The sequence below is a fragment of the Bordetella sp. H567 genome, assembly GCF_001704295.1.
GTDB lineage: Bacteria > Pseudomonadota > Gammaproteobacteria > Burkholderiales > Burkholderiaceae_B > Bordetella_C.
In genome coordinates this window covers 4,656,021-4,682,711 of sequence record NZ_CP012334.1, presented here as the reverse complement: position 1 = coordinate 4,682,711, position 26,691 = coordinate 4,656,021, and the positions used below count along the sequence as shown (strand labels likewise).

24 protein-coding genes and 1 pseudogene are annotated in these 26,691 nt (G+C 66.2%); 9 read left to right on the top strand and 16 right to left on the bottom strand.

Features of this window, described 5'->3' with window-relative positions:
- Positions 1 to 33: 33 nt before the first annotated feature.
- Entirely contained in the window at positions 34 to 1,566 is a 1,533-nt protein-coding gene (locus AKI39_RS20955) for a methyl-accepting chemotaxis protein (RefSeq protein ID WP_066640529.1), read from the bottom strand.
- 182 nt (positions 1,567 to 1,748) lie between these two features.
- Here AKI39_RS20955 and AKI39_RS20950 point away from each other — a divergent pair, with 182 nt between their 5' ends.
- From AKI39_RS20950 to AKI39_RS20935, 4 genes are all read left to right on the top strand, one after another.
- Positions 1,749 to 2,447: a GntR family transcriptional regulator gene (locus AKI39_RS20950; protein WP_066640526.1), complete on the top strand. Its 699-nt coding sequence runs from the start codon at positions 1,749 to 1,751 to the stop codon at positions 2,445 to 2,447.
- An 83-nt stretch (positions 2,448 to 2,530) separates the two neighbouring features.
- Positions 2,531 to 3,505 (top strand): Bug family tripartite tricarboxylate transporter substrate binding protein, encoded by a 975-nt coding sequence (locus tag AKI39_RS20945; protein ID WP_066640523.1) that lies wholly within the window; start codon positions 2,531 to 2,533, stop codon positions 3,503 to 3,505.
- 59 nt (positions 3,506 to 3,564) lie between these two features.
- Entirely contained in the window at positions 3,565 to 4,941 is a 1,377-nt protein-coding gene (locus tag AKI39_RS20940) for an MmgE/PrpD family protein (protein WP_066640520.1), read from the top strand.
- Positions 4,938 to 5,924 (top strand): D-2-hydroxyacid dehydrogenase family protein, encoded by a 987-nt coding sequence (locus tag AKI39_RS20935; RefSeq protein ID WP_066640517.1) that lies wholly within the window; start codon positions 4,938 to 4,940, stop codon positions 5,922 to 5,924. The genes AKI39_RS20940 and AKI39_RS20935 overlap by 4 nt, the downstream gene beginning before the upstream one ends.
- A 754-nt stretch (positions 5,925 to 6,678) precedes the next feature.
- On the opposite strand, the gene AKI39_RS20930 is transcribed toward AKI39_RS20935, so the two are convergent.
- The 6 genes from AKI39_RS20930 to AKI39_RS20905 all read right to left on the bottom strand — a co-directional run bounded on the left by AKI39_RS20930 (position 6,679) and on the right by AKI39_RS20905 (position 12,062).
- On the bottom strand, positions 6,679 to 7,929 hold the full coding sequence (locus AKI39_RS20930; protein ID WP_066631610.1) for an IS256 family transposase: 1,251 nt from the start codon (positions 7,927 to 7,929) through the stop codon (positions 6,679 to 6,681).
- Positions 7,930 to 8,825: 896 nt separating this feature from the next.
- On the bottom strand, positions 8,826 to 9,425 hold the full coding sequence (locus AKI39_RS20925) for a YbhB/YbcL family Raf kinase inhibitor-like protein (protein ID WP_066640515.1): 600 nt from the start codon (positions 9,423 to 9,425) through the stop codon (positions 8,826 to 8,828).
- A 140-nt stretch (positions 9,426 to 9,565) separates the two neighbouring features.
- Complete coding sequence (locus AKI39_RS20920; RefSeq protein WP_066640514.1) at positions 9,566 to 9,760, bottom strand: hypothetical protein; 195 nt, start codon at positions 9,758 to 9,760, stop codon at positions 9,566 to 9,568.
- Positions 9,761 to 9,762: 2 nt separating this feature from the next.
- A complete protein-coding gene (locus tag AKI39_RS20915) occupies positions 9,763 to 10,683 on the bottom strand; it encodes a 2-deoxy-5-keto-D-gluconate 6-phosphate aldolase domain-containing protein (protein ID WP_066640511.1) in 921 nt (306 codons plus the stop codon).
- Between the two features lie 19 nt (positions 10,684 to 10,702).
- Positions 10,703 to 11,380 carry an HAD family hydrolase gene (locus AKI39_RS20910; RefSeq protein WP_066640510.1) on the bottom strand — a complete coding sequence of 226 codons (678 nt, stop codon included), beginning with the start codon at positions 11,378 to 11,380 and terminating at the stop codon, positions 10,703 to 10,705.
- 169 nt (positions 11,381 to 11,549) lie between these two features.
- A complete protein-coding gene (locus AKI39_RS20905; RefSeq protein ID WP_066640508.1) occupies positions 11,550 to 12,062 on the bottom strand; it encodes a DUF1993 domain-containing protein in 513 nt (170 codons plus the stop codon).
- A gap of 241 nt (positions 12,063 to 12,303) precedes the next feature.
- Between AKI39_RS20905 and AKI39_RS20900 the strand changes: the two genes are divergently transcribed.
- Together AKI39_RS20900 and AKI39_RS20895 are read left to right on the top strand one after the other, a co-directional pair.
- Positions 12,304 to 12,804 (top strand): cupin domain-containing protein, encoded by a 501-nt coding sequence (locus AKI39_RS20900; protein WP_066640505.1) that lies wholly within the window; start codon positions 12,304 to 12,306, stop codon positions 12,802 to 12,804.
- Positions 12,805 to 12,925: 121 nt separating this feature from the next.
- Positions 12,926 to 14,431, top strand: coding sequence for an FAD-dependent monooxygenase (locus tag AKI39_RS20895; protein ID WP_066640503.1), 1,506 nt, complete (start codon positions 12,926 to 12,928; stop codon positions 14,429 to 14,431).
- A 4-nt stretch (positions 14,432 to 14,435) separates the two neighbouring features.
- Here the strand turns inward: AKI39_RS20895 and AKI39_RS20890 are convergent, their stop codons facing one another.
- The 7 genes from AKI39_RS20890 to AKI39_RS20860 form a co-directional block, all read right to left on the bottom strand.
- Positions 14,436 to 15,239 (bottom strand): amidohydrolase family protein, encoded by an 804-nt coding sequence (locus AKI39_RS20890; RefSeq protein ID WP_066640500.1) that lies wholly within the window; start codon positions 15,237 to 15,239, stop codon positions 14,436 to 14,438.
- A gap of 79 nt (positions 15,240 to 15,318) precedes the next feature.
- Positions 15,319 to 16,320: a Bug family tripartite tricarboxylate transporter substrate binding protein gene (locus AKI39_RS20885; RefSeq protein ID WP_066640496.1), complete on the bottom strand. Its 1,002-nt coding sequence runs from the start codon at positions 16,318 to 16,320 to the stop codon at positions 15,319 to 15,321.
- A gap of 122 nt (positions 16,321 to 16,442) precedes the next feature.
- Complete coding sequence (locus tag AKI39_RS20880) at positions 16,443 to 17,360, bottom strand: LysR family transcriptional regulator (RefSeq protein WP_066640494.1); 918 nt, start codon at positions 17,358 to 17,360, stop codon at positions 16,443 to 16,445.
- Positions 17,361 to 17,454: 94 nt separating this feature from the next.
- Positions 17,455 to 18,201, bottom strand: coding sequence for a glucose 1-dehydrogenase (locus AKI39_RS20875; RefSeq protein ID WP_066640491.1), 747 nt, complete (start codon positions 18,199 to 18,201; stop codon positions 17,455 to 17,457).
- A 159-nt stretch (positions 18,202 to 18,360) separates the two neighbouring features.
- Positions 18,361 to 19,137, bottom strand: coding sequence for an exodeoxyribonuclease III (gene xth / locus AKI39_RS20870; protein WP_066640488.1), 777 nt, complete (start codon positions 19,135 to 19,137; stop codon positions 18,361 to 18,363).
- A gap of 114 nt (positions 19,138 to 19,251) precedes the next feature.
- On the bottom strand, positions 19,252 to 20,217 hold the full coding sequence (locus tag AKI39_RS20865; RefSeq protein ID WP_066640487.1) for an acyl-CoA thioesterase domain-containing protein: 966 nt from the start codon (positions 20,215 to 20,217) through the stop codon (positions 19,252 to 19,254).
- 41 nt (positions 20,218 to 20,258) lie between these two features.
- Entirely contained in the window at positions 20,259 to 21,527 is a 1,269-nt protein-coding gene (locus tag AKI39_RS20860) for a LysR family transcriptional regulator (RefSeq protein ID WP_158515199.1), read from the bottom strand.
- Between the two features lie 129 nt (positions 21,528 to 21,656).
- Between AKI39_RS20860 and AKI39_RS20855 the strand changes: the two genes are divergently transcribed.
- From AKI39_RS20855 to AKI39_RS20845, 3 genes are all read left to right on the top strand, one after another.
- Positions 21,657 to 22,535, top strand: a complete 879-nt coding sequence (locus AKI39_RS20855; RefSeq protein WP_066640486.1) for an amidohydrolase family protein — start codon at positions 21,657 to 21,659, stop codon at positions 22,533 to 22,535.
- 144 nt (positions 22,536 to 22,679) lie between these two features.
- Positions 22,680 to 23,642, top strand: coding sequence for a Bug family tripartite tricarboxylate transporter substrate binding protein (locus tag AKI39_RS20850; protein ID WP_066640484.1), 963 nt, complete (start codon positions 22,680 to 22,682; stop codon positions 23,640 to 23,642).
- A 3-nt stretch (positions 23,643 to 23,645) separates the two neighbouring features.
- On the top strand, positions 23,646 to 24,515 hold the full coding sequence (locus AKI39_RS20845; protein ID WP_083228963.1) for a transporter substrate-binding domain-containing protein: 870 nt from the start codon (positions 23,646 to 23,648) through the stop codon (positions 24,513 to 24,515).
- A 317-nt stretch (positions 24,516 to 24,832) separates the two neighbouring features.
- Here the strand turns inward: AKI39_RS20845 and AKI39_RS26280 are convergent.
- Both AKI39_RS26280 and AKI39_RS20835 read right to left on the bottom strand, forming a co-directional pair.
- Positions 24,833 to 25,321, bottom strand: a pseudogene (locus AKI39_RS26280) (mechanosensitive ion channel family protein); the annotation flags it as partial.
- Positions 25,322 to 25,895: 574 nt separating this feature from the next.
- Entirely contained in the window at positions 25,896 to 26,555 is a 660-nt protein-coding gene (locus AKI39_RS20835; RefSeq protein WP_066640480.1) for a glutathione S-transferase family protein, read from the bottom strand.
- Between the last annotated feature and the right edge of the window lie 136 nt (positions 26,556 to 26,691).

Sequence of the window (26,691 nt, the reverse complement as noted above, 5' to 3'; positions counted from 1 at the left end):
AGGCTGCCCCGATGCGGGGGGCCGTCGTTCAGCTCAGGCCGTCAGCAATGGGGCGTTCGCGGCTTCGATGCCACGCTCGTCCCCGTACTCATCGTCATCGCCCGGCCTGTGCCCGTGTGCCGCGTCGTGGATCCGCGCGGCTTCCGCGCTATCGTAAAGCCGGAACGCGCCGATCGCGTCCATCAATTCGGCGGCCTGGCCTTCCAGGGTCTTGGATGCGGACGCCGCCGCGGTGACCAGCGCCGCGTTCTGCCGCGTCAGCTCGTCGATTTCCGCCACCGCGGCGTTCACTTCGTCGATGCCGCTGCGCTGTGTCTGGCTGGCTTGGCCGATTTCGCCGACGATGGTGGCCACGCGTTCGACGCTGTCGACGATCTCGCCCATCACCGCCGCCGCGTCGTCGGCCTTGCGGGCGCCGTTGTCGGTCTTGTCCAGGGACGCCGTGATCAGGCCGCGGATATCCTTGGCGGCGGTCGCGCTGCGCTGGGCCAGCGCCCGCACTTCGGACGCCACCACGGCGAAGCCGCGGCCGCTTTCTCCAGCCCGCGCCGCTTCCACGGCCGCGTTCAGCGCCAGGATGTTGGTCTGGAAGGCAATGCTGTCGATCAGCCCGGTGATCTCGGAAATCTTTTGCGCTTCCTGGCGGATTTCCCCCATGACGCCGGCCACTTCCGTGACCGCCTGGCTGCCGGAGCCGGCCACGGCGCGCGCCGCCACGGCCAGCCGGGCGGCGGTATCCGCGCTCGACGCATTGTTGTGGACGTTGTCGGCCAGCATCCGCATGGACGCCACCGTTCGCTCCAGCGACTCGGCCTGGATGCGCGTGCGTTCCTCCAGCTGCCCGTTGCCCTGCATCAGTTCGCGCGAGGCGCCCGACATGGCCAGGACGCCGACGCGCACATGGCTCATCGTGCGATGCACCGCATCCATGGTGCTCTTGAAGGCGCCGGCCAGTTCACTGTTCATGTCCAGCCGGCCGAAGCGCAGGTCGAGGGCGCCGGCCTCGCGGCCCAGGTGCGCGCTCAGGCGGGCCAGCTCCTCCGCGGTTACCGCGTCCTTTTCCATGCGCCAGGCCAGCCAGCCCAGCGCGCCTGCCTGCACCACGACGTAGGCGGCGTGCAGCGCGACGACGCCCAGGCCCGGCTTGGTGAAACAGGAAACCGCGTAACCCCATTGCTGGAGGAAGTTGAAGGAAACATGGTGAATGGCGATCACCGCGGCCGCACAGGCGATGGGCCGCCAGTCGCGATAGGCCAGCAACAGGGACAGCAGCACGAAGATGCCGAAGTGCATCTCGATCAGGCCGGACATCAAATGGATATGCAGTCCGGCGAACACCATCAGCGCGGTCGCCACCGTCAGGCGCGTGATCAGCCGCGACGGCCACCACACGATCAGCAGGGAAGGCAGGATCGCCGCCGGCAGGCCCACGGCCAGCGCCGAGGTCCAGCGGCCGTACTGGGGGGCGAGGCACAGCGCGATGAGGAGCAGCGCCCACAGCAGGGGCAGCATGGCGCGGTCGACGCGGCGATAAGAAGCTTCGAGCAGGAAGGCGATGTCTCGCATGGGCATGTCCTGGAAAGGGCGAAACGCACAATCCGCGATTGAAGCGGTTTTAAGTCACTTTGTGAATACTTGTCGCAGAAAATATCGAATTTTCCCTGTGTCGGGGTCGGTTTGATGCGTCCCTGAAACAACGTTTGTATAATCGTATACGATTAGACAAACGGCAATGGTCAGGCAGGAATATGGATTGGCTTTCTTCCCCGGTCGCGCAGGAAGCCTTCGCGGAAATCAAGAACACCTCACTGGGCAAGCTGGTGCGGGATCAACTGCTCAACCAGATCCTGGCCGGCGAATTCGAGCCGGGGCAGGCGCTGCGCGAGTCCGAGCTGGTGGAGCGGCTGAAGGTGTCCCGCGTGCCGGTACGCGAAGCGCTGCGCGAGCTGGAAAGCTCGGGCCTGGTCGTCTCGCGCAAGCACTCCGGCGTCTATGTGCGCGAGTTGTCCGATGAAGAAGTGCGGGATCTCTATCAATTCCGCGCCTTGCTCGACAGCCATGCCGGCCGCATGGCGTCGCAGCTGCCCGCCGATCGCCGGGAGGCACTGGTGAACGCGCTGGAACCGTGCACCGACGCGATGGATGCGGCGATACGCGATGCCAATCCGCAGGCGTACTACCGCGAGAACCTGCGCTTCCATTGGCTGTTCATCGAATGCGCCGGCAATCGCGAGATCGCCAAGACCTATCGCGAAGTCATCCAGAAACTGCACCTGGCTCGCCTGAAGAACCTGTCGTCCGAGACGCATCGCGAACAATCCAACGCCGAGCACAAGCAAATCGTGAAGGCCCTGCGTGATTCGACCACGATCGCGCACGCCGACCACTGCGCGCAGCTGCTCGCCCACCACGTCATCAACGCGCACGACAGGCTGTCCGCCATGTGAGCGGCCGAGCGGTTACCTGCGGCGCGATACCGAGTTTCGTCCAGCCCTTTGGGCACTTCTACCTACAACAAAGGAGACATACCTTGAATCGTCGTTCATTCCTGCTTGGCGCCGGCACCACCGCCCTGAGCCTGCCCTACATGTCCTTCGCCGCGTCCAAGTACCCCGACCACCCCATTACCTATATCGTTCCGGTGGCACCTGGCGGCGGCAGCGACTACGTGGGGCGCGCGACGACCAGCGCCTGGGGCAAGGAATTGGATGGCAATTTCGTGGTGGAAAACCAGAGCGGCGGCGGCGGGGTCATCGCCTGCCAGAAGACCATGCGCGCCAAGCCCGACGGCTACACGCTGATGCAGGGCTATGTCGCTACCCTGGGCACGGCCCCGGCCACGCGCAAGGTGCCCTACGACCCCATCAAGGACTTCACGGCGGTCGGGATGATCGGCGGCACGCCCAACGTGCTGGCCGTCAATGCCCAGCTGCCGATCCACAACCTGAAGGAATTCGTGGCGTACGCCAAGGCGCACAGCAATATGAACTATGCGTCGGCCGGCGCCGGCTCGCTGACGCACCTGCTGATGGAGTTGCTGCAGCAGCAACTGGGCACGAAGATGGTGCACATCGCCTACAAGGGCATCGCGCCGGCGTTCACCGACCTGCTCGGCCAGCAGACGCAGGCGGTGTTCCCCGGCCTGGCCGCCGCCGTCCCGCATCTGCGTTCGGGCACCGTGCGCGGCATCGCGCTGACGGGCGACCAGCGCAATGCCGCTTTCCCGGACATCCCGACGTTCAAGGAACTGGGCCTGGAAGGCTTCGACGACGTCCTGCAGTGGTACGGCGTGTCGGGACCGGCGGGCATGGATTCGGGTATCGTCCAAACCCTGAATACCGCGCTGAATAAAGTCCTGAAGGACCCGGCGCTGACCAAGCAGCTCGACACCGAAGCCATCATCCCCATGCCGATGTCGCCCGCGCAATTCGCGGCCTACGTCAGCAAGGATTTCGACCGGTGGTCCAAGGTGGCCAAGGCGCAGCACATCAGCCTGGATGCATGACCCTTACACGGCGGCTCTGCCGCCGACGAATTTTTCACACCTCCAACCTAGAGATACGCATGGCCCTGAACACCAAGATCGACGCCGATCACAATGCGCCGCCCGTGACCCGCACCCTGGCGGAATTTGTCGTCAACCATCCTTCGCGCGGCTGGAGCGACGAGGTGGACCACGAGGCCCATCGCACCTTCATGAACTGGCTGGGCTGCGCGGTCGGCGCGGCGCACCATGAAGCGGCCCTCGCGGCCCTGCATGCGGTGCAGGTGCTCAAGCCTTCGGAACAGGCGACCATCCTGGGCCGGCGCGAGCGCGTGGACATCGCCAGCGCGGCGCTGATCAACGGCATCACCTCGCATACCTTCGATTTCGACGACACGCACCTGAAGACCATCATCCATCCCGCGGGCCCGGTGTGCTCGGCGGTGCTGGCGCTGGCGGAACTGACCGGAGCCAGCGGCCGCCAGATCATCGACGCCGTGGTCATCGGTATCGACGTGGCTTGCCGCATCGGCAACATGGTCTATCCGCAGCACTACGACCGCGGCTGGCACATCACCGGCACCACGGGCGGCTTCGGCGCGGCGGCCGCCTGCGCGCGCCTGCTGGGCCTGAGTGTGGACCAGACGCAGATGGCGCTGGGCATCGCGGCCTCGCAGCCCGTCGGCCTGCGCGAGCAGTTCGGCACGATGACCAAGCCTTTCCATCCGGGCGGCGCCGCCCGGGCCGGCCTGATGTCCGCCCTGATGGCGCGCGAAGGCTTCACGTCCAGCAAGCGCGCCATCGAGGCGCCGCGCGGCTTCGCGCAGGTGGCGTCCACCAAGTTCGACTGGAACGAGATCACCGACGAGCTGGGTAAGCGCTTCGAGATTTCCTTCAATACCTACAAGCCCTTTGCCTGCGGGATCGTGATCCACCCCAGCATCGACGCCTGCGTGCAGCTGCGCGCCCAGGGCGTGACGCCCGAGAACCTTGAGCGCATCGACCTGCGTGTCCACTCCCTGGTGCTGGAACTGACCGGCAAGAAGGAACCGGCCGATGGCCTGCAGGGCAAATTCAGCGTGTACCACGGTTGCGCGGCCGGCCTGATTTTCGGCCGGGCGTCGGAGGACGAGTACGCCGACGATATCGTCAATCGGCCAGACGTGGTGGACGTGCGCCGCAAGGTGGTCGCGACGGTGGACGACACGATCGACGAAGCCAGCGTGGACGCGGTCGCGACGCTGAAGGACGGACGCAAGGTCCACATCTACGTGGAACACGCCATCGGTTCCCTGCAACGCCCGATGAGCGACGCGGATCTGGAAGCCAAGTTCAGCGGCATGTCCGACCAGGTGCTGGGCGCGGACCAGACGCGGGCCCTGATGAAGGCGTGCTGGGACCTGGGCAACGCGCCTGACGTGCGCAAGGTGGCCGAACTGGCGCGGGCGAAGGCATGATCGCGCCCCGTCCGAAGATCGTCGTCCTGGACGACTGGGAAAATGCGTTGCGCGAACGCGTGGACTGGAAGGCAATCGGCCAACGTGCGGACGTGGTGCTGCACAACACGATGCTGCGCGGCGAGGCCCTGCTGGACGCGTTGCGCGGCGCGCAGTGCGTGGTGCTGATCCGCGACCGCACGCCCATGCCGGGCGAGCTGCTGCGGCAGCTGCCCGCGCTGCGGCACATCCTGTACACCGGTACGCGAAATACCAAGCTGGACCTGAAGGCGGCATTAGACCAGGATATCCTGGTGAGCCATACCGAGTGGGGGCCGTCGAAGGCCAGCACGTGCGAGATGACCTGGTCGCTGATCCTGGCTGCCGCGCGCGGTATCGCCGACCTGATGCTGAGCGCCTCGCGAACCACATGGCGCGATCCCGCCCGGGTCGCGTTTCTGCCGCCGGTGCTGCATGGCCAGCGGCTGGGGCTGATAGGCCTGGGACAGATCGGCCAGCGCGTCGCCGCGGTGGGGCGGGCGCTGGGCATGGAGGTGGTGACGTGGACTCCCAACATGACGGCGGAACGCGCGGCCGAACATGGGGCGGTCTCCGTCAGCCTGGAAGAACTGCTGGGGACGTCCCAGGTGGTCAGCCCGCACCTGGTGCCGTCGCCGGCCACGCGGCAGCTGCTGAATCGCGAACGTCTTGCGTTGATGCGTAAGGGCAGCATCCTGGTCAATACGTCGCGGGCGGACCTGGTGGACACCGAGGCACTGGTGGAGGCCTTGCAAGCAGGCCGGCCAGCCTTCGGGGCCTTCGACGTGTTCGACGTCGAACCGCTTCCCGCTGGGCATCCCTTACTGGCACTGAAGAACGTGCTGCTGACACCGCACTATGGGTTTGTTGCGGAGCCGGTGTTTCAGGAGTTCGCGCGAGGGGTGCAGGGTAATCTGGATGCCTGGCTGGCGGGGGAGGTTGTTCCCAATACCTTGCGAGGCTAGTTCGGGTTTTTTGTGCGCTGGGTGGTTTGCTGCTAATGCCGCCCGTGGAGTTGCTCTCGGTGGTTGGTTTGCTAATGCCGTCCGCCGGGGGTGAGGCCTGCCGGGCCTGGCCCGGAGGAGCCGGTCCGCCGCCTTCGCGGCGGACTTCCGCGTCGTCATCCTCGTACGGCGGCCGAACGTTGTTTGCGTTCTTGCGGCTTTTTTGCCCGGCCGTCCTCCCTACGGATTCCCTCGCGCGGCTCCTACGGGCCGGGCCCGGCAGGCCTCACCCCCGACGGACTCCGTTGCGCCTTAATCACGGGCGCTGGGGCGGGTGGGTTTCTTGCGCTTCGTTGGCGATGTGATCAGCCGATCGAAGATCTTGTGTTGCCCGTCGTTCCGGGGCCGCCCAGCGCGGCCCCAAGCGCCTACGCGGTTGCGGCATGTGCCGATCGATGTGCATGGACGTCCATGAGTGTTTGGTGCTGCTTTGGCAAGCATGGAGTTCACACATGCAGGCGTGGCGTTTGTATGCGCGCATGTCGCTTTCATGCATGCATGAAATCCCACTTATCGATCGCGCGAACCGCATTTTGGCATCCGTGACATGGCACAACGGCTTAGGCGGTTTGGGGCCGTGCTCCCGGCATCAAAGCGACGGGCATGGCGAGATCTTTCATCGGCTGGGGAGGGCGGCGCTAGGGGACTGTCAGGATTTTTGTGTTTGAGGCATTTGAACGTCGTCGTGTTTCTGACTCTCCAGGTTCATGCTACTTCAGTGATATGGGTCGGTGAAGCGTTCTGCATAGATGATGGCAAACTGGTTCATGGCCAACCTCCAGTCGTGCGTGGCGCAGCCCCAGGTGCCCGTGATATTGCGCAGGACTAACCACAATAACTTGGTTGCGGCGTCGTCACTGGGGAAGTGTCCACGGGTCTTTACCGATCGGCGCAATTGCGCATTCAAGCTCTCGATGGCATTGGTGGTGTAGATGATCTTTCGGATCGCCGGGGGAAACGTAAAGAACGGGATCACGCGGTCCCAGGCGCGATGCCAGGTCTGGGCGATGGTCGGATATCTTTGGCCCCAACTGCCTTGCTCGAACACTGCCAGCGCCGCTTGCGCAGCCTCCACGGTCGGTGCGGTGTAGATCGGCCTGAGAGCCGCAGCCACTATCCGGCGCTCCTTCCAGCTCGCATATTCGACGCTACTGCGCATCAGATGCACGATGCACGTTTGCAGTGTGGTGCTTGGAAATACCGCGTTCAGCGCCTGCTCCATTCCCTTTAAGCCGTCGGTGACCGCGATCAGGATATCCAGCGTGCCCCGAGTCTTGAGTTCGTTGAACACCTTCATCCAGAACTTCGATCCCTCGGTCTGCTCGATCCACAGGCCCAGGATGTCACGAGTGCCGTCCGGCAGGATCGCCAGCGCCAGGTACACCGCCTTGTTGCGTACCACGCCATCTTCGCGGATCTTCACCCGCAACGCGTCGAAGAACACCACCGGATACATGGTCTCCAAAGGGCGGTTCTGCCAGGCGATCACCTCTTCCATAACCGCGTCGGTCACCGAACTGATGAACTCGGGCGAGACTTCCGTGCCGTACTGCTCAAGCAGAAAACCTTGGATCTCGCGCACCGTCATCCCCCGGGCGTACATGGCGATGATCTTGTCATCAAATCCCGTAAATCGACGCTTGTGCTTGGGAATCAGGATCGGCGCAAAACTGCCTTGCCGGTCCCGGGGAATGTCCACGCGTAGCGGCCCATCGTCGGTTATCACCGTCTTGCCACTGGTGCCGTTGCGATGGTTAGTGCTGCCTTCGGGCGGGTCCGTGCCGGCGCCATAGCCCAGGTGCTGGCCCATTTCCGCGCCCAGCGCCCGTTCGATCAGGGCCTTCTTGAACGCCATCGAAAGGTCCTGCACCGACTCCGGCGTCATCGGACCTTTGACGAACTCATCCATCAGATTCGCAGGAATCGATGGCAATTCCCTCGGAGGTGCCTTTTGCTTGGTAGCCATAATGTGCTCCTCTGGAGCAGCTATGTTAGGCCTCAAACACAAAATTTATGACACTCCCGGCGCTAGCGACGATCCGATTTGCGCAGGCATGGGATTCCACTTGCCCACCTCCATCCACGCATGCCAACAACCGCGGCATGACGTAACGGCGTAGGCGTTTCGGGGCCGCGCTGGGCGGCCTCGAAGCGACGGGCATGGTGAGATCTTTCATCGGCTGCGGCGGGCAGCGCCAGCAATGACCCGATTTGCGCAGGCATCGGATTCTACTTGCCCACCCCAATCCACGCACACCGACAACCGCAGCATGACGCAATCGCGTAGGCGATTCGAGGCCGCGCTAGGCGGCCTCGAAACGACGGGCATGGCGAGATCTTCCATCGGCTAAGGCGGGCAGCGTCAGCGATGATCGGACTTGCGCAGGCATCGGATTCCACTTGTCACCCCAGACCCATGCACGCCAACAACCGCGGCATGACGCAATGGCGTAGGTCGTTTCGGGGCCGCGCTGGGCGGCCCCGGAACGACGGGCAACACAAGATCTTCGATCGGCTGATCACATCGCCAACGAAGCGCAAGAAACCCACCCGCCCCAGCGCCCGTGATTAAGGCACAACGGAGTCCGTCGGGGGTGAGGCCTGCCGGGCCCGGCCCGTAGGAGCCGCGCGAGGGAATCCGAAGGGAGGACGGCCGGGCAAAAAAGCCGCAAGAACGCAAACGACGTTCGGCCGCCGGACGAGGATGACGACGCGGGAGTCCGCCGCGAAGGCGGCGGACCGGCTCCTCCGGGCCGGGCCCGGCAGGCCTCACCCCCGGCGGACGGCATTAGCAAACCAACCACCGAGAGCAACTCCACGGGCGGCATTGCCAAACCACCCACCGAGAGCAAACCCCACCAATCACTTGCCACCCCGCTTCCCCGGCCGCGCATAGCGAAGCATCACGCTGGACGACGCAAGCACATGCCCACGCATTTCCTCGATCAATTCATCCCGCTTCAACCCCGCTTTCAAGGCCCCAGGCTCCAGGTCCAGCGCATACGCCTGGAAAATGTAGTGATGCGGCTTATCCCCCAAAGGCGGGCATGGACCGTAATACCCCTGTCCGTTAGTCCCGCCGGTCCCTGGCGTCGAGCCTTCAGGCCCCTTCGCGCCCACGCCCCGCTGCAGGGATTTCATCGACGCTGGAATCCCGTAGACCACCCAGTGCACGAACCCCAACCCCGTGCCACCGTCCGGATCGTAGAGCGTAACCGCGAAACTCTTCGTGCCCGCCGGCGGGTGGCTGAAATACAGCTCCGGCGAAATGTTCTCGCCCCCGCACATTGCCCCGCTCGCGTCCTTGCCGTTGCCCGCATTGGCCCGGCTGAGCGACGCATTGTCCAGCAAACCCTTGGCGACCAGTTCGAAAGGCGGCGCCGCCTGGGCGGACAACGCCCACGACAAACACAAGGCGCCGGCCGCGAAGCCAGCCATACGCAAGCGCGGATTGGGGGTCATGTCGTGCTCCTTCGTATCAGGCCAGGAAAATCTGGGATCAGGACGAATTCATAGACAAGCGCGCCCATTGAAAATTCAATAAGGCGCGCGTTGCATCAAGACCAGGCCGCCCGCCCCGACATGGCGGCGGCTCCCTTGCGTCAATGTCCCGTCGGCGGGTAATTCGGCCCCGGGTCGCTGAACCCGCCCATGCTCCAGGGATTTGCCGCGCCTGGATGCGGTGGACCAGGGTGGTTGAATTGGTCGCCGGCGCAGCCGCCCAGCAGCAGACCGGCCATGCATACGGCCGCGACGGCTGCCGCGGCTTTCCTGATGTTGAGCTGTTGGGTGTCCATGATCAGTCTCGTGCGTCGCGCGCACGCTCGAAAATATCGACCCATTGAGCATACTGCGTCCCAATGCGCTGTGCGGCCTCGTCGCGGCTGGCCTTCTTGGCCTCGTAATCCGCCACGGCGCTGAAAAAGCTGGTGCGCCCCACCGCGAAGCCGATGAAACCGGGCACCGTCGCGGCCGTTTCCAGCCAGCCGCGCACCTTGCTGTCGTCCGCGCCGCGGCCCAGCACGATGCAGCTGACGCGATGGCGGCCGCCGCGGCGTGCCTGCTCCACAACGCGCTCGCAGTCTTCGCGGCGGTCCAGTCCTTCGATTTTCCAGACGTCCGGCTCCACGCCGGCTTCCTGCAACGCGCGCATGGCCTCGATCATCAGGTTCGGACGCAGCCGCAGGTCATAGGCTTCCTTGTCGCCGTTGACGGTGGACATCTGCGCTTCGGTGGCCGGCACCAGCAATTCGAACATCAGGCGCCGGTTCGCGCCGCGACAGTATTCGGACAGACGGCGCAGCCGGCCCGCCTGGCGCTGGTTCATGGCATCGTCGTCCTGGGGGTTGTAGCGTACGAGTACCTTCGCGAAGGTGGGATCGAACTCCTCGATGTGGTCCGCGTAATCGTCACCGTACTCGAAGTGGAATTCGTCGGACCCGCTACGCTCCACGGACAATGCCGTCACGTAGCCCCGCTTGCGCGCGTCGCGCAGGATGGGGGTGCCGAACTCCTCGTCGACCAGGATGCCGGCGTGCTCCTTGGGCAGTCCGCCCTCCGCCGCCTTCAGGAAACCCTCGTAGATCAGCTGTTTGCTGTCTTCCACCTGGGCCTGCTGCGCGGCGGTCAGCGGAGGCTTGAAGTTGAACATGCTCTTCACGTAGGAATTGCGATGATCGAACGGAAGCAAATACAGGGCTTGGTCGTAACCGGGTTGCATGGCGGCCTCCTGGGCAAGATCAATCGTCGCGGGCACGTCGCTGCGATGCCCGTTCGAGAATATCGGCATCCGCGAATTGGCTGATGTGGTCCAGCGTGATGTTCGCGGGGGGATGGCTGGCGTTCGCCGCGTCGTCCATGGCGTAGTGGCCCTGCCGCACGAACACGGTGGTGACGCGGTCGCCCCACGCGCGCTTGATCGCGGCCAACAGGCCCAGCTTGTCGTCGACCATCACGTAATGCGGGGCGGGATGGGCGCTTGCCACCTGTTGCAGCATTTTTTCCTTGTGGACGTGGATCAGTACGCGTCCATCGACGGCGTCCCACAGCCCGGCGCCGCGGATCTTGTGCGGCTGGAACACCACGTCGCCGTCCGAAAGGATGATGGCGTTGCGGGCACGGGCCAATGCGTCCATCGCGCCGGGGAAGACGCCGTCGGCGAACGGGTATTCCATCAGGAAGGTGGACACTTCCACCAGCTGGGCGTCGTTGACGCCGGGCTCGCGCAGGTCCTGCAGGCTGCCAAGGTAGTCGGCATAGCCGCAGGCATCGCGGCGCCGTTCATAGGCCTGCCGGTACCGCCGGACCGCCTCTTCGCCCAGGGCGCGGCGCAGGCGCGCGTCCAGGTCGCGGTTCATGCGATCGTTGTCGAACAGGGTGTTATCGACATCGAACAGGAATAGCGGTTCGTCGCGCATGCCGTCGGGCTCCGTCGAATTGCGTCGGACTGTCGGCGCCGCGGCGCACGCGGGCGCCGGCGGCGGTGCTTCGGTAGCGATGCTTCATGGTAAGCCCGCCCGGTACGGCACGGCAATCGCCGGGCGGTAACGCCGCTATGGCATTGCAGCGGCGCATGGCCGCTTGGGGTCAGCCGGGGTAGGGCCCCAGGAAATCCAGCTTGCCGACCGGTACGCCGCTGTGGCGCAGGATGTCGTAAGCGGTCGTGACGTGGAAATAGAAGTTGGGCAGCGCGAAGGACAGCAGGTACGCGTCACCCTGGAAGGACGGCTTGAAATCGCCGAAGCTGAGCTGGACGGTCTTGCCTTCGCTGCCCTCCAGGGCGGCGGCCGGCACGCTTTGCAGCCAGGCGACGGTATCGGCGATGCGCTTGCGCAGTTCGGGGAAGGTGGTTTCCACATCCTCGAAGCTGGGCGCGTCCAGTCCCGTCAGGCGCTTGATGGCGAATTTGGACGCATCGCTGGCGCGCTGGATCTGGCCGGACAAGGGATACATATCGGGCGCCAGGCGCGCGTTCACAAGCGTGGACAGTTCCAGCCCGTTCTGGGCTGCATGCGCCTCTGCCTTGTCCAGCAGCGCGATCAGCACGTTCAGGGCGCGTACGAAAACAGGGATGGAAGCCTGGTACATCGACAAGGGCATGATGGTTTGCTCCGGTTCATTGGGGAAACAGGCGCGGCGGGCAGCATGCCCGGTCCATCGCCATGTATCCGCGGATAGTAGCGCCCGGCCGATGAGGGGACGGCCGACAACCCTGCTGGCGCACGGGTGAATAGGCAGCGCGCGGTGCGTGTACGCGCCCCGGTCCGGCGCGATCCCGATCGCGTACATTGATGGCTCCGCCGTCATGAATCGATGGCTCCGCCGCCATGAGGAGACCGCCATGCCTGACACCGTTCTGAACATCGACGACGCAAAGTACATCGACCTTGCCGATCTCTCGCGCCAACACGGCTCGGAACTGCCCGCCGAACGCTACGGCGGCCGCATGGCGCCCATCAGCCGCCAGTTGGGCGCGAGCAAGCTGGGCTACAACGTCACGGAAATCGCGCCGGGCAAGCGCGCGTTTCCGTTTCATTGCCACCGCGCCAACGAGGAAATGTTCTTCGTCATCGAGGGCACCGGCGAGCTGCGCCTGGGCGAGTCGCGCCATCCGCTGCGCGCCGGCGACATCATCGGCTGTCCGGCGAGCGGGCCCGAGGGCGCGCACCAGATCATCAACACGGGGGCCGTACCGCTGCGCATACTCGCGGTCAGCACTGCGATCGCGCCGGAGCTTTGCCACTATCCCGACACGGGCAAATTCGGCGTCCTGGACCCGGACGGGGCCTTTGCCTACATGGGAAAGGCCGGCAACAGCCTGGATTACTGGGAAGGCGAATAAGCGGCTTTCCCCCGGGCTCGCGCCGCGGGCATAATGCCCCGGCGTACCAACCTCGGTTCGCACGCGGGCCGGCAATATGCCGCGGTTAGACTCGGGCGGAATGACTTCGGAGGCTACCCACATGAACCACCCCGTATTGGTCGCGGGCGCAGGACCCGTCGGATTGACCATGGCGATGGCGCTGAAGCGCCGTGGGGTGGACGTGCGCATCGTCGACAAGTCCTTTGCCCGCGGCGACAAGTCCAAGGCGCTGGTGATCTGGCCGCGCACGCTGGAGTTGCTGGAAATACAGGGCTGTGCGCAGCCCTTCATTGCCGCCGGCATCCGTGGCCGGGGCGCGCGCATCTTCGCCGAAGGCAAGCTGCTGGTGCATGTGCGCCTGGACATCGCGCGCAGCGCCTACGATTACGCCCTGATGATTCCGCAAAGCGAGACCGAACGGGTCCTGGAGGAGCAACTGGCGGATCTGGGCACGCGCGTGGAACGCCGGGTCGAACTGCTTTCCTTCCAGGACAACGGCGACAGCGTTGGCGCGGTCCTGCGGCATCACGACGGCCGCGAAGAGAGGGTCGACGCTTCCTATCTGTGCGGCTGCGACGGCGCGCACAGCACCGTCAGGCATGTCCTGGGCGTGCAGTTCGAAGGCAGCACCATGCCGTCCGATTGGATGCTGGGCGACATGCACATCGAAGGCGAGCTGTCGCAGGACGAACTGACGATATGCTGGAAGCACGATGGCGTGCTGGCGATATTCCCCATGGGCGAAAAGCGTTTCCGCGTCATCGCGGATATCGGCACGTCCTCCATGCCGGCTCCGCCGCCCACGCTGGAACGCATGCAGCAATTCCTGGACGAACGCGGCCCCCAAGGCCTGCGCGCCTACGATCCCTTCTGGCTGAGCGGCTTCCGCATCAACGAACGCAAGGTCAAGGATTACCGCCGTGGCCGGGTCTTCCTGTCCGGCGATGCGGCGCACGTGCACAGCCCGGCCGGCGGCCAGGGCATGAACACGGGCATGCAGGACGCCCTGAACCTGGCCTGGAAACTGGCCATGGTGTGGCACGGCCATGCCGCCGACACGCTGCTGGACAGCTACTCCGCGGAGCGCAGCGCCATCGGTGAACAGGTCCTGCGCAACGCGGGCAACATGACGAAGATCGCGCTGCTGCGCAATCCCATCCTGCGCGAACTGCGCAATCTGGCGGCCGGCACGCTATCGCGCATTCCGGCGCTGCGCCAGCGCATGGTGGACCAACTCACCGAGCTGGACCTCCATTACCGCGAAGCCGGCTCGCTCACGCAGTCGCCGCGCGGCGCGGCCGACCGCCCCTTGCCCGGCGAGCGCGCGCCGGACATCGGCCTGCAAGGGGCGGATGCCGATGTCCGCGATCTGTATGCGCTGCTGGGCACGGGCCGCTTCGCGGTCCTGTCGGTGGATGCCCCTGCCGTGGACCTGCCGCAAGGCACCCGATCCATCGCCGCGGCGGCGACCGCGGCCACCAGCCCGGCCTACCAGGCTGGCCATGTCTACCTGATCCGGCCCGACGCCTATGTGGCGCTGAGCGTGCGCGCCGGCGACGACGCCACCATCATCGCCATGCTGGAACGGCTGGAAGCCGGCGCGTGAGCGCTCAGGAAAAATACAGCTCCAGCGCATTCGGGCCGTAGACCCGGCGCCGCGCGTCCTCGTCCGGGATGGCCTGCTTGAGCCAGTCGATGGCGCGGCGGTAGTCGGTGTCTTTTTCCCCGCCGACGAAGGGGCAGTCGCTGGCCCATAGCATTTTGTCGTAGCCGACGCGGCGGCACAGTTCCTGCGCGCAGCCCAGCGCATAATCCCCCAGGCGATAGGCACCGGAGAGCTTCACCCAGGTACGGCCTTTTTCGACCGATTCGACCATGGCACGAAAACCGTCGCTCGCTATCCCCTTGACGGGATCGGGGCGGCCGATATGATCGATGACGATCTTGACGCCGGAGCGCTCCAGGTAGGGCAACACCAGCGGCAGGCGCGGGCCGTCGATGTGCACGTGCACGTGCCAGTCCAGGTCGACCAGGCGGCGCAGGAACTTGCGGTAATCCCAGCTGTCCAGGTCGGGCAGCTGCGGCATGCTGATGAACGGCAGGCGCACGCCGACGATGCCGTCGCGATCCATCTGGTCCAGCACCACGCGTTCGATGGACGGCTCGGCGATGATGGTGCCGCGCAGGCGCGGGTTGTCCCGCACGGAGTCGATCACGTAATCGTTGTAGTCCCCCCAGGGGCTGGCCGCGGCGATGACGGCGTAGCGCACGCCATAACGGTCCATCACGTCGGTCAGCTGCTCCACGGTGAAACTATAGCTGGGAGCGTGGCGCGGATTCGGAATCAAGGGCATGTCCTGCTTGAAGACATGCACATGGGTGTCGATCAGAAGGCCTTCTTCCGGATACGTCATATGGCTCACGTAAAACTCCTGTTGTCTGCCGGGCGGCCGGCAGCGCCTGATGCGGCCTTGCGGCCGCGACTGCGCCGGGTCATTGGCGCTGGATGCCCGCCTGCTGGATCACCTTGCCCCACTTGTCGATGTCGGCGCGCAGCGTTGCGCCGATCTCTTCCGGCGTGCTGCCCTTGGCTTCGGTGCCCAGGTCGCGAAAGCGCTGCTTGACCTCGGGCATCTGCAGCACCTCGTTCAGCTGGGCGTTCATCACCTTGACGGCTTCGTCGGGCACACCCTTCGCCGCGAAAATGGCGTTCCAGCCCGTCACGTCGTAGTCCAGGCCGCTTTCGCGCACGGTGGGAACGTTGGGCAGCCAGGCGGACCGCTGCGTACCGGTGGTGGCGATGGGCGCGATCTGGCCGGCGTCCACGATGCCCTTCACCGCCGCATACGATTCAAAGGCCACGTCGACATCGCCGCGTATCAATGCGGCGACGACATCCGATGTTGTCTTGAAGGGAATGATGGACGCATTCAGCTTGGAGGTGGACTTGAACAATTCCGCCGAGAGGTTCTGCGTGCTGCCCGGATTGATGGTGCCCAGCACGATCGGGCGTGTCTTGGCCTGTGCCAGTACGTCCGCCATGGAATGCAGCGGGCCCTTGGCCTTGGTCAGCAGGATGAGGTCGAAGTAGGCCACCGTCGACACGGGCGTAAAGTCCTTCACCGGGTCGTAGGGCAACTTGAACAGGGACTTGCTGATGGCCGTGCCGTTCGAAAAAGCGATGAACGTATAGCCGTCATGCGCGGCATTCAGCGTCGCGGTGCCCGCCACGATGCCGCCGGCGCCGGGGCGGTTCTCGACGATGATCTTTTCGCCGTAGCGTTCCCCCATTTTCTGCGCGACCAGGCGCATGGAAATATCTGCCAGCCCGCCCGGGCCGAAGGGGATGATGAAGCGTATGGGCTGCTCGGGATACCGGGCCTGGGCTGTCGGCGCGGCGGCTAATGCCGCGGTCAGTACACCGCCCAGCAGCGCCGTGCCCGATGCCGCGCGCCGGCCGGCGCGGATGAACGATCGCGCGATCGATCGGATCATGGAAGTCTCCCTTGGTCGTTATATGCCACGCCCGGACGGCGAGCGTCCGTACGGCGGCATCCTGTTGACCGAGGAGTCTAGGCAGGCCTGCGGGCCGGCACAAATGAATTGTTTGGCGGGATTTATTCGCCCCGTTCATCCCCGGCGGACGGCAGGCCCGCGCGCAGCGCGTCGACGAGCAGCTCCCGCAGCGTCTGGGCCGGCCCGGACAGCACGGCGCCGCGCCGCGTCAGCACGGCCAGCCGGCGCGTGATGCTGGGCTGCAGCAAGGGGCGCGTCGCCAGGCCTGCCCCCTGTGCCACCGACAGCGCCGGCACCACGGTCAGGCCCAGGCCTTCCCGCACGAAGTCCAGCGCGACCGCCGTATGCTGGGTTTCATACGCCCAACGCAGCGCCAGCCGCCGTTCGCCCAGGGCGTCGTCGATGGCGGTGCTGTTGCCGGCCGGCAGGCTGATGCGGATGAGCGTCTCGCCTTCCAGCTCGTCCCAGCGCACGGTGCGGTGCTTCGCCAGGGGATGATCGGCCGGACACACGAGGACGAAGGACTCATCCGCGAAGGCGTCGACCGCCAGGTTGTAGGGATTGGACGTGGCCACCGAAATGCCGAATACCGTGGTTTCGGCGTGCGTGAGTTCGGCGATCTCCTGGATGGAGTTGTCGAACACCCGCACGGCGATCGCGGGATGCAGGTCGCGAAAACGGGTCAGCGCGGGCGCGATGCGGTGCGCGGCCAGCGTCGGCAAGCAGCCGAAGGCCAGCCACTGCGGGGCCGTGCGGCTATGCTGTCTTAACGCATCGTAGGAAAGCTCGAACTCCCGCATGGCGCTGCGCACGCGCGGGAGCAGCGCGCGGCCCGCATCGGTCAAGGTCACGTCGCGGGTGGTACGGGCCAGCAGGGTCACGCCCAGGCTGGCCTCCAACTTGCGGATACGGTGGCTGACGGCGGTTTGCGACAGGCACAGATGTGACGCTGCCTGCTGGAAGCCGCCCTGTTCCACGATCGCCAGAAACGCCTGCATGCCGAGGAAGTCGATTTGCATGCCTGCTATTAAAGCGCGGATCGGGGGTGGGGTCGCCTTGGCCGTCCGGCGTGGGGACGGCCTGTACCCCCAGGTGGTCTAGGCCGCCCCGCGGTCAGCGCATTCCGCCGCTGGCGACGAGGATTTCGCCGGTCATCCATCCCGCATCGTCCGAGGCCAGGAAAGTGGCGATGGTGGCGATATCCCGGGGCTGGCCGATACGGCCCAGCGGGGTTTGGGCGATGGCCATGGCTTCGAAGTCGGAGCCTGCGATGCCCGCGCTCTCCACGCCTTCCGTATGCACCATGCCGGGATTGATGGCGTTGACGCGGATCTTGCGGGGGCCCAGTTCACGCGCCAGGACGCCGGTAATGGCGTCCACCGCACCCTTGGTGCCGCTGTAGACGGCGCTCTCGGGCGGGGTGATGCGCGTTACCACGGAACTGATGTTGATGACGCTGGCGCCTTCGCCCAGGTGCGGGGACGCCGCCTGGGTCATCAGCAGCAGGCCCAGTACGTTGACGTTGAACTGCTTGTGATAATGCTCCTCGGTGATTTCCGCCAAGGGCGCGAATTCATAGACCCCGGAATTGTTGACCAGGATATCCAGGCGGCCGAACGCCGACAGGGCGGCGGCGACGATGGCCTTGGCGTCCGCGGCCTTGGAGACGTCGCCACCGACGGCCACCGCCTTGCCCTTGGCGGCGGCGATTTCCTGGACGACGGCTTGCGCGCCGGCCTGGCTGGACGCGTAATTGACGACGACGGAGGCGCCTTCGGCGGCCAGCGCCTTGGCGATGGCCGCGCCGATGCCCTTGGATGCGCCGGTTACCAGCGCGACCTTGCCTGCGAGTTTGCTCATGATGGGTTTCCTGTCCAAGGATGAGGGGTGGACCGCGGGGGCGGGCCGGTAGGCCGCCCCGCGTTCCTTCAAGGCCACCACGATAAGCGTTGCGGCGGGTGCGGATAAACGCCGCCGGATGGAATTGACAGGCCGAAATTCCGGAACAGTACCGGCGCGTCAGGCAGGCTTGAGCGTGATCCAGGTGGGTGCGTGGTCGCTGGCCTTTTCCCACCCGCGCACATCGCGGTCCACGCCGGCGTCGAGCAGGCGCGGTGCCAGCGCGCGGTTCAGCAGCAGGTGATCGATGCGGATGCCGGCATCGCGCGCATACGCATTGCGGAAATAATCCCAGTAGGTGAATATCCGCGCGTCCGGGTGGCAGGCGCGCAGCGAATCCGTCCAGCCTTGTTCGATCATGCTGTGGAAGGCCGCGCGCGACTCGGGGCGGAACAGCGCATCGTCGACCCAGCGTTCCGGCTTGTAGACGTCCGCGTCGGTGGGAATGACGTTGTAGTCGCCGGCCAGCACCGTGGGCTGGCCGCTGTCGACCAGGCCGGCGGCATGCGCCATCAGGCGCTCCATCCACTTCAACTTGTAGTCGAACTTCGGTCCGGGCGCGGGGTTGCCATTGGGCAGGTACAGGCAGCCCACGACGATGCCCTGGACCGTGGCTTCGATATAGCGGCTTTGCTCGTCCGCGTCGTCGCCGGGCAGCACGCGGCGCGATTCCACCGGTTCGCAGCCCCGGGTCAGGATGGCCACGCCGTTCCAGCTTTTCTGTCCGTGCCAGATGACGCCGTAGCCGGCGTCGCGGATGGGGCCTTCCGGGAATTTTTCCTGCGGCGCCTTCAGCTCTTGCAGGCAGGCCACGTCCGGCTGGGTCTGTTCCAGCCAGCGCAGCAGGTTGGGCAGGCGGCTGTTGATGCCGTTCACGTTGAAGGTGGCGATTTTCATGGGATCGGGGCCGTGTGTATGCTTCGGGCATCCATCATAGCGGCCGGTGGCGCCGCGTGGCTGACCGCCCCACCGGGCACGGGCCTCGCGATGCGCCCGCCGGCCGCGCCGGCCTCAGGACGTCCTGGCGCGCAGCGAATGCGTGGCCAGTACTTCCAGCACGCGCCGGCCTTCGTCGGTGGTAATGGTGACTCGGGTGACCGCGGTGGTGCGGCCCTGGTGGACGATGTCGGCTTCCGCCTTCAATTCGCGGCCCTCCCCCGGGCTGACATAGGTCGCCGTGATGCTGCTCAAGCCCCAGTCGGCGGGCAGCGCGGCCTGCGCCGTGGCCTGCGCGAAACCGAGCAGCACGCCGCCCTGTACGTGTCCCACGCGGTTGGCGATGTGCGGGCCGTTCGCCAGCGCACCGGAGGCGCCGCCGTTGCGCGGACGGCTGCGGTAGCCCCAGAGCCGATCCGTGAAGTCGTTGTCGGCCTTGCTGTCGTTCAGGGCCATCCGGACGTGTTCGAACAGCGTGCGCTCGCCTGCATCGAGGTCCGTGTCGGGGTCGAGCAGCGGCGCCGCGTCCAGGGCCGGATCCACTGGGGTCAGGAAAGGAATGGGCGTGCCGGGCGGCAAGTCCAGCACCATGAAGGTGGCGGTGCCCAGGCCAATCTCCCGGCCGGCCCCGTGCAGCGTGACGCGGCTGATCGCCTGCCTGCCGGCCGCGCCGTCGATGTAGCCGTGGAAGCTGCTGCTCGCGGTGACGGGCGCATGGCAGGGGGCGCCGGTCAGTTGCAGCTGCATGTTGACCGTGGCCAGGCGTGTATCGGCGGGCAGGGCGGCGCGCACCGGGGCGGCCAGGGCCAGGTCGGCCAGCACCCCGAGCGCCGTCCCGTCGATGGCGCCGTCCCGGGCGTGGCAGTCGGCCTTCATGCTGACCAGGCTGTCCTGCACGGTGACGCGATCGAAGGACACCGCCAGGAAGTTGCCGGCGAAATGGAAGCCGTGTTCGCGGCGGCGCTGGATGGCGCGCAGCACGCGCTGCAGGATGGGGTGGAGCGTCGATGGGGCGGCGCCCGCGGTGATGGTCTGGGTCATTATGGCTGCAAGGTAACGGGGCCGCGTGATGCGCGGCCGGATCACCGCGATGATATCCCGGCTGGCGGCTGGACGGCGCCGCTGCCGGCCAGCAATGGTTCGCGGGCTGCCACGCGCAGGTGCTCCAGCAGCGATTGCACCCCCGCCGGCGGGTGCGCGTCGGCCCGCACGGTCATGCCGATGGCGCGCGCCGTATCGGGCAGGTCGATGGGCAGGACGGCCAGCATGCCGCCGCGTTCCTCGAAATAGATCTGGTGGCGCGAAATCATCGCGAGGCGATCGCTTTCCATCAGGAGGGCGCGCAGGGTTGCCAGGGCGTTCGCCTCTACCGGATTGTCCGGCATAGGCAGGCCGGCCCGCGCCATCACGCGCTCGATGATGGCGCGCGCCGGCGTTTCGCGCGCAGGCAGAACCCATTCGCAGCGGCTCAGTTCCGCCAGCGTCAGGCCACGCCGGGCCGCGAGCGGATGGCCCTGGCGGGCGATCACCGACAGCGCACCTTCGAACAAGGCTTCCTGGCGTGTGTCGCCGGCCGGACTGGGCGGGCGCAGCGGGCCGACGATGACGTCCAGCCGTCCGTCGCGCAGCTTGTGCAGCAGCGTGTCGTAGGGCCCGTCGACCAGGACGATGCGCAGGTGCGGATGGTCGCGCAGCAAGCGGTTGACCGCGCGCGGCACCAGCAGGGTGCCGCAGATGGGCAGCACGCCCACGGCCACCGTGCCCGTGATGGTGCCCAGGTGCGCGGCGATGTCGCTGGCGCAGGCATCGATCTCTGCCAAGGCGAGTTTGCCGCGCCGCAACAGGACTTCGCCGGCCGCGGTGGCGGCCATGCCGCGGCTGGTGCGCAGCAGCAAGGGCGTTCCGACCAGCCGTTCGAGGTCGCTCAAGGCCTGGGTAATGGCCGGCTGCGACAGGGACAGCGCGGCCGCCGCCGCGCTTTGCGTGCCGTGGTCGGATAGGGCGATCAGGGCTTGCAGGTGGCGGCTCGTCAGCGCATGCGCGATGCGCGGCGCGCAGCCGGCCGTCGCCTCGGGCATGCGGGCCAGCTCGTCGGCCGCGGCCTGAAGATAGCCCAGCGCGCGCTGCGCGCGGCGCGCGGCGGCCAGGCCGATGGCCGTGGCGGTCATGCCGGTGGACGTGCGCTCGAACAAGGGTTGTCCGATATCGCGTTCCAGCTTCTGGATGGCGCGGGTCACCGTGGGCTGGGTCAGGTGCAGGAGATCGGCGGCGCGATGCACGCTGCCTTCCCGGACCACGCCCACGAACGCGCGCAGCCGGCGCAGGTTGGGTTCCAGGGTGGGCGGCTGCAAATGGTTACTCCGATAAGAAAAGAGCATCGCGCCGCGCGCAGAAGGCATTACCCGCCGTGCCGGCGAGCCAGGATACTACGGGCGGGGGCCGCTGCATCCAGCGGGCCCGCACAAGACATGGAGACACGCATGCCCTATCTGACCCCGCCGCCGAATCCCGATATCAAGAAGCCTGCCATGGACGTGCCGCCCGGCGGCTGGGACTGCCAGATCCACCTGTTCGGCCCCGCCGACAAATGGCCTTTCGATCCCGAAAGCCCTTATGTCTCCGGCGAGGCCCTGCCTGAAACCGCCATCCGCATGCTCGATACGCTGGGCCTGCGCAAGGCCGTGGTGGTCAGCGGCGGCGGCTACGGCCGCGACTACAGCTATATGCTGGATGCGCTGAAGCGTTTTCCCGACCGCTTCGCCGGCGTGATCCTGCCGCCCGACGAATTGTCGGATGAAGAGCTCTTGCGCCTGGACCGGGCCGGCGTGCGCGGGGTGCGCTTCGTCAGCGCCAAGCGGGCGTCGAACCTGCCGCAGATCCTGCCCGACATGGCGGCGCAGGTGGAAAACCTGGGCTGGCCCGTGCACTTCTATCCGCATGGCGAAGACATCGTCTCCTATGCGGACAAGCTGCTGGCGCTGCCCAACCGCAAGATCGTGCTGGATCATTTCGCCAGCGTGCCCGCCGACAAGGGCGTGGACCAGCCGGCATTCAAGACGGTGCTGAAGATGCTGGACACCGGGCGTGTATGGATCAAGCTGTCCGGCCCGATGCGCTGCGCCAAGGGCGATATGCCCTATGCCGCCGTCACGCCCATCGCGCGCGCGCTCATCCGCCATGCCCCGGAGCGCATGGTGTGGGGATCGGACTGGCCGCACGTCAACATGGTCGGACGCGAGATGCCCAACGACGGCGATCTGTTCGACCTGCTATCGGAATGGGCGCCCGATGCCGCGGATCGCAAGCGCATCCTGGTCACGAACGCCGACGCGCTGTACGGCGCCCCGGCCCACCGCTGACGGCAGGATCCCCGCCGATCGGCAATGCCTGCGCCGCCGCCGCGTGGAAACACATGGCGGCAGGCGCTTCGAACGACCCCGCCGGTTCGAAAAGGGCCGGCGGCAGATAACGATAAGCGCCCTGCGCGCAATCAAGGAGACATCATGAAAAAGATAGGGAGCACCTTCGCGCCGATGCTGGCCGCCGCCGCGCTGTGCGCGTCCGCCCATGCCGGCACGTTTCCCGATCATCCCATCCGGCTGGTCGTACCGTTCTCGCCGGGCGGCAGCACCGATCTGGTCGGCCGGCTGGTCGCCACCAAGGTGTCGCAGATACTGGGCCAGCCCGTCATCGTCGAAAACCGCGCGGGAGCGGGCGGCGTCATCGGTTCGGACAACGTGGTCAAGTCACCGGCCGACGGCTATTCGTTGCTGATGGCAACCACCTCGCACACCGCCAATCCCTCGATCTACAAGAAGCTGCCCTACGACACGCAGAAGGACTTCGCGCCCATCGCGCTGGTCGGCGACATGCCGGGCCTGCTGGTGGCCCATCCTTCGCTGCCGCCCAACAACTTCAAGGAGTTCATCCAGTACGCCAAGACGCACAAGCTGTCCTATGGCAGCGCCGGCTCGGGCACCTTCCCGCACCTGTCCATGGAGCTGCTGAAGGCCGCCGCGGGCCTGGATATGACCCACATCCCCTACAAGGGCGCGGCGCCCGCGCTGACGGACCTGGTCGGCGGCGTGTACGAAGTGAAGATGGACGCCTACATAACGGCCGCGAATTTCGTCAAGGCCGGCAAGCTGAAGCTGTACGCGGTAAGCAGCCTGCAGCGCATGCCGCAGCTGCCCGACGTGCCGACGATCGCGGAATCCGGCTATCCCGGCTTCGAATCGACGTACTGGATCGGGATCGTGGCGCCCGCGGGCGTGCCGCCCGATGTGCGCAAGAAGCTGGAGCAGGCTTTCATGGCGGCCGTCCACGACAAGACCGTGACCGCCAAGCTGGAGGAAAGCGGTACGCGCCCGATCGGCGGATCTGCGACGGACCTGACCGCGCTGATGGACCGCGAGTTCAAGCAGTGGCCCGCCATCATCCAGAAGGCCGGCATCTCGGAGAAGTAAGCGATGGGCACGGCAGGGAAGCGGGACGGGGAATCGGCGCCCTCCCATGCAGGGCGCACGGCACCCGGCGGGCATGTCCAGGCCTCGGCCAGGGCGCCGGACAAGGGGGCGGCGAGCGCGGCGGAGGGGGTGGATGCCGCGCAAGCGCGGCACTGCCTCGCGCCGGGAGGCAGCCTGCGCGCCGCGATCAACCGGGCGAACCCGGTGTTATTCAAGGCGGATGCGGTGACCGGCGCGCCCGGTGGGGTGGCCGTCGACCTGGCGAGGGAACTGGCGCACCGTCTGGGCTTGGCCCTCGAACTGGTGGTTTTGCCCTCGGCCAAGGAATGCGTGCGTGCCGTCCAGGAAGGGGGCGCGGGCATCGGTTTTTTCGCCATCGACCCGCTGCGTGGCGATGCGCTGCACTTCACGCCACCCTATGTCCTGATGGAAGGCGTCTACGTCGTACGGGCCGATTCGCCTATTCAGGCCAATGAACAGGTGGACCAGCCCGGACACCGCGTGGCGGTGGGAGCCGGCAGCGCGTACGCCCTGCATCTGGCGCGCGAACTCAGGCATGCACGGGTGGTGGAGGCACCGGCCTCGGATCAGGCGGTGGAAGTGTTCCTGCGCGATGGATTGGGCGTCGCGGCCGGCGTGCGCCAGCAGATGCGCGCCGACGTCGATCGCCGGCCCGGACTGCGCATGCTGGATGGGCGCTTCATGGCCATTTACCAATCCATGGCCACGGCGAAAGGTCGCGGCGAAGCGGCCGCCGCCTATCTGGATGCGTATATCGAGGACGTGAAGCGTGAAGGCTTCGTGGCCGGTGCCCTGGCGCGTCACGGCGTGCAGGGCGCGGCGGTCGCGCCGGCGGGGTATCCACGCGACTGACGGCCGGCCTCGCGGTGTCTTCGCGCATCACCCCGGCCGCGGGACGGCCCGCGGCCGGGCTGGTAAACGGGGCCGCCGTTTCCGGGACCCAGGCACGGGCCGGTGGATGGGGGCGGCTATTGCCCCGCCGCGCCGCCGCCCGGCGTCGACAGCCCCATGCGCATCGACGGTTCGTCCGCACGCAGCCGTTGCGGCCGTTCCTCGCGCCGGCGCGGCTGAGGCAGGGACTCCACGCGCAGCATGCGTACGGGATGCGCGAATCGCACGCCGATTTCCGCGAAAGCTTCCATCATTTCAAGGTTGATGGCCTGCTGGATATCCATGTAGGGGTTGTATTCCGGGTCCAGCACGATGTAGACCGTCTCGAAATCCAGCGAACTTTCGCCGAAGCCCTTGAAATGCGAACGGTCGAAGCGCGTCTTGTCCTGCGCCCGGATGATGCCTTCGACAATGCGGGGTACCTGGCGCAACTGGTCCACCGTGCATTCGTAGTCCAGCCCGAACTGGAACACCACGCGGCGTTCGCGCAGCCGTTTGTAGTTCTGGATCGTGGCGGTCAGCATGCTGGCGTTGGACATGACGATCTGTTCGCCGCCCAGGCTGCGTATGCGCGTGGTCTTCAGGCCCACGTGTTCCACCGTGCCGGCCAGCGTGCCGACCACGATGAAGTCGTTCACTTCGAATGGCTTGTCGATCGCGATGGACATCGATGCGAAAAGATCGCCCAGGATGTTCTGCACGGCCAGCGCGACGGCGATGCCGCCCACGCCCAGGCTGGCGACGAAGGCGGTGATATTGACGCCCATGTTGGACAGCATGGCCAGCAGCACCACCGCCCACAACAGCACTTTCGCGCCCCATACGGAAAGCGCGGCCAGCGCCGTGATCTGGCCGTTTCCGGACGCGGCATGGCGCCGGAAGTAATGGTGCATGCCCAGCACCATGCCGCGATGCATCCATAGCGCGATCTGCAGGATGGCAACCACGAACCACAGGCCGTCGATGCGATGCGCCCAGCGCGTCGGCAAGTCCAGCAGCCCGGCGCCGATCAGCAAAGCCGCGAGCGCGACCAGGGCGTTGCTGGTTCCGGCCACGACCTCGGCGGCGGTCGCGCTGAGATGGGCGTCCGACGCCTTGGCGCGCGCGTGCAGCCTGCGCCGGACAAAGCCGATGGCGACCCGCGCTACCGCGAAGGCGACGCAGGCGGCGGCGACCGCCAGCAGCCAGTTCAACAGGGGAATTCCCAGAAAACGTGTATCGGTGAAAAAAGTGCCGATGACGTTATCGGACATGCGCATCCTCCTTGCAGGTTGGGGTACAGGTCCTTGTTAGGGTAACAGTCCCGTGCCCGGCACCGATTGAGGGGGACGCGCTTGCGGATCAATCCCGGTCCGGGGCCCCCAGCGGAAACAGTCCGCGGAACGGGCGGGCGTCGTCCACGGCGCGCGCGAAGGAGGGGTATTGCAGCAGGCGGCGGCGATAGGCCTTTACGTTGGCGTACCGCTCGGGGATGGGATGTGTCCAGTCGGCGTAGAACAGGAAGGGCGCCGCGGCGCAATCGGCCAGGCTGAAATGCGGGCCCGCGGCCCATTCGCGGTCCGCCATCTTTTTATCCAGCCACGCGTAGGAAGTGTCCAGCATGTCGCGCGACAGCTTGACGCCATGGGCGTCGCGGGCGCCTTCCGGGCGCATGGCATTGAAGACGATCTGCATCTGCGGCGCCGCGACATAGTTGTCGAAGAACCGGTCCATGAAACGCGTTTCCAATGCCGCCTTGGGATCCTCGGGGATCATGCGCACGGGGCCCGGGTGGTACAGGCCCAGGTATTCGATGATGCAGGTCGCTTCGATCACGGTGCGATCCCCGTCGACCAGCACGGGAAACCGCTTCATCGGCCACAGTTCGGCCAGCCGTTTGCCGGCCGGGCTGTCGGGGCCTTCCAGCACATTGCGTTCGAACGCAATGCCGTTGTCGTACAGCGCGATCAGCGCTTTCTGGCAATAGGAGGAAAAAGGGTGGTAGTAGAGTTGCAGTGCCATGAGCAGGCTCTCCATGTCTCAAACGGCGAGCGGGATCGCGGCGCCGTCCTACAACGACGAACCAGTGGGGCGGAAATCGACACGGCCGGAAGGGGCCGAAGCGAGGTGCGGGGTTCGAATCTCTGGGCGTTGCGAA